3 protein-coding genes are annotated in these 3,047 nt (G+C 49.6%); 2 read left to right on the top strand and 1 reads right to left on the bottom strand.

Annotated elements, in window-relative coordinates:
* Window positions 1-122: 122 nt before the first annotated feature.
* Entirely contained in the window at window positions 123-404 is a 282-nt protein-coding gene (locus MPRO_RS03210) for a hypothetical protein (RefSeq protein ID WP_067286871.1), read from the top strand.
* A gap of 252 nt (window positions 405-656) precedes the next feature.
* On the opposite strand, the gene MPRO_RS03215 is transcribed toward MPRO_RS03210, so the two are convergent.
* On the bottom strand, window positions 657-1,706 hold the full coding sequence (locus tag MPRO_RS03215; RefSeq protein ID WP_067286875.1) for an endonuclease/exonuclease/phosphatase family protein: 1,050 nt from the start codon (window positions 1,704-1,706) through the stop codon (window positions 657-659).
* Window positions 1,707-2,047: 341 nt separating this feature from the next.
* On the opposite strand from MPRO_RS03215, the gene MPRO_RS03220 reads away from it, so the two are divergent.
* The gene (locus MPRO_RS03220) at window positions 2,048-2,788 is read left to right on the top strand and encodes a hypothetical protein (protein WP_067286878.1); all 741 of its coding nucleotides are present in this window, start codon (window positions 2,048-2,050) and stop codon (window positions 2,786-2,788) included.
* Window positions 2,789-3,047: the final 259 nt, after the last annotated feature.

Raw genomic sequence — 3,047 nt, forward strand, 5'->3', positions numbered from 1 at the left:
GTTAAGTCCGACAGTCTGCCAGGTAAAATGGTACATTTCTGTTCCAGAAAGCCGTCAACTTCATCTGGCCGGTGTTTGATGCGCTATATTTTTCTCTGTTTACGTGGTTTCAAGGATTCTGTATGAATGTGGATAAAGCTAAAAAACGAATTGCGAAACAGGTCAATAAAGGCTTTAAAGGTTATCCTCAAATTACATTGAAGTACTTTGGAAAGAGTCCTGACATTGCGACTGAGGTTGTTATTCAGTTTACTTTGGAAGAGGGCGCGGAAGTTCAAGAGGAAAAGTTCTTGAGCACAACTGACGCCAGAGAAAATGAAGTGATTCAATCTGCTTTGCTTAAGATTATTGAACGCGCTAATGCTAATTCGGTAATTGAAATTGATGGTGTTTCAATTTTTTGATTGTGGAGATTATTAATCCGGTGGCTGTTTAGGTCGTTTGTGCTAGATGATTTATTTAAATGGCTGCCTAGTTTATTCTTAGTTCTCCAGGATTGTTAACCTCATTTTAGGCTATAAAATTGTAGGTTGGCAGTGAGCGTAATGAATTAAAATTCTCGCTGGGAGGTTATAAATATCGCCGCTTCCTGGTTATAGCGAGCTGAAACCATACGGTAATTGATCGTTATTTTTATGGGTCTGAATGGAGTGGTGCTAGCCTCGCTTTCCCTGTATATGTTTCAGATATTTGTCGGCAAAGTTGATTTTTAGCTCGATCCACAAGGGCAGATGATCCGACATTTGCCAGGTGCGCCATTTCTCCCGAAAATACGCTGTACGGGCTTCGGCCGTTCCCGGCCATTGGGCATTTCGTGTGGTGATCTTGTGGTAAATTTCCGTGTCGCCGGGGCGATAAATGCTATTGAATAAATTGAATACCCCGGCATTCTGGTCACTGTCGCCGAGTTCAAGCTCATCATCCTTGCACAAAAAAGCGATCTGATCGTAGTATCTGTTGGCTAGCATGTTGGTTGGCAAGACCAGGCTCTCGGGCACGATAAACCCTGATTTTTTTAACGCCGTCATCGTATCGTCGTCCGGCTTGACGATGTTCAGGTCCCCCAGCAGAATGACGTTCAAATTTTCCCGTGCTGCCCGTTTGGCCAGAAATTTTCCAATTTCGGCGATTTCGGCCACCCGCCGTTGGTAAGCTGTGCCCGACGTCGACCCGTAATAAAGGTGCACCGTGCATAGGTTGAACTTGAACCAACCGGATTGGAAACTCACTATGTAGGGGGAGCGGGCGAATTGCTCGTTCCCTTCGATCAATGCGCTTTTCGGCAGCACAATTTCACCGGCCATCTTTTCGAACCAGACCTTGCGCGTATCGTAAACAAAGGTCATGCGTTCGCCGTTACCAGAGCGCCCCTCGGTTACGTCTGTGGTGATATAGGACCAGTTATTACCGAGAATGTGCATCAGTTTTTTGAACGGTGCAAGGTTGCGGTTGACCTCCTGTAGCGCGACCAGGTCGAAGGCGGAAATCACTTCGGCGATATAAAAAAATGACTCCGGCAGACGTGGCCCGTGTTTGAATTTATTGGAATCGAAATCGCGAAGATTCCAGGTCGCCAGCAGCAGGGTGTCGACCAGTGTTCGTCTAGGAATACTGCTTTGCAAACTTTTGCGCAGCGCCAGGAGATTGTCGATTGTACGGCTTCGATCTGCGGTTCTCCAGAACTTCAATTGCGAGTAAAAGGGCATGCCGACCTCCGTTTTCGAAATCTTGAATCCTGCGAATAAATCGGTTGGCCAAGGCTCAGTATAGCCTGATTCAGCGTAGTACCCGCCGGGCAGTGGGTTCTAGTTTTTCGATTAAAGGGAGTCAGGCTGCCGCTGTTTGTCGGGGCCCTTTTCGGCTGTGCAGTTGTATTACTGCATAGCTTTCGATCTTTAGTTTGATCCAAGTCGAATTCGAGCTGTAATGCTGCACTCGGTTCGGTGTTGTTGGCTGCTAGGCTTCACACAGAGCTAAAGCAGGTGGCTCTGTCCGGCGCCGGTTTTATAGGGCGCGACGGCTGTCGAGAGCGGGAGGTTTTACAACGATGGACGCCTTTATTCGGCTTGTGGAGCAGTGTGTGGATCTTGCTGCGGCGCTGGTGTGGCCGGCGGCAGTACTTGTTGTGCTCTATTACCTGCGTGAGCCGGTAAGCCGATTGCTGGATGCGGTGTCATCCCGCATTGGTGATCCTGCTGCCGATGTCTCTATCAGCAAGGAAGGCCTGGAGTTCCGGTCCCGAATAGAATCGCTTGAGGTCGATCAGGAACAGACGAAATCGCTGACGCTGCAGGCACTGGGGGTGTCACAAGAGCCTGGTTTCAGGACATCAATGGCGCAGAGTCAGCAGATTGATACCGAGTTGTTAAGGTTGGCGAATGAGTACCTTATGATCGAGCACAAGGACTGGTCGCAGCGGGTGAACCTGAAAGATACAGCTGCACTGAAGATGGCGGATATCGTGGTTACGCAAAGCGTGCCCCGAGAGTTGCTAATCCAGCAGCAGAATGAAGGGCTGATTCTGGCTCTGGCCGCTGCATCCCACACCTTGCCAGAGTCAGGGGATTTGGAGCTGTTGATGCAAGTTGCCGATCAAGTCACCCGGCTGCATGTTAAGTACCGTATCGTGATGGCGGTAGGCAGACTGTTCGAGCGAGGTGTCGCCGATAGATCCATGGCAGAGTCTGTACTCAAGCTGCTGACGGCCTACAGGCAAGGGGCGGATCAGTCATTGCTAAGGCGAATAGCCTACTCTGAGTCGACTATTAAAAACGGAATGGGCAATTAACCCCCAGCAAAAGGCGACTTGCCCTTTATTTGCTGCAAACTAGCCTGAAGCCGTTTTGTGCAAAATTATATGGCGAACTTGGGGTTCTGTGACAGGGCCAGAGATGCTGGGAAGTCGAGGTCACAGAAAAGCCACCCTCGGGTGGCTTTCTATTGGGTGGTGCAATATATCTGAGCGCGATGGGGCGCGCTCATTGGTTTCAGGCCAGCTAGCTAGGAGGCTGGCCGACAATCCTGTCACTTATACCCATCTGCCGCGG

The sequence above is a fragment of the Marinobacterium profundum genome (assembly GCF_001528745.1).
Lineage (GTDB): Bacteria > Pseudomonadota > Gammaproteobacteria > Pseudomonadales > Balneatricaceae > Marinobacterium_A > Marinobacterium_A profundum.

Coding starts and splice junctions, on each gene's coding strand:
- MPRO_RS03210 (WP_067286871.1), top strand. CDS start 123: ATGAATGTGGATAAAGCTAAAAAACGAATTGCGAAACAGGTCAATAAA.
- MPRO_RS03220 (WP_067286878.1), top strand. CDS start 2,048: ATGGACGCCTTTATTCGGCTTGTGGAGCAGTGTGTGGATCTTGCTGCG.
- MPRO_RS03215 (WP_067286875.1), bottom strand. CDS start 1,706: ATGCCCTTTTACTCGCAATTGAAGTTCTGGAGAACCGCAGATCGAAGC.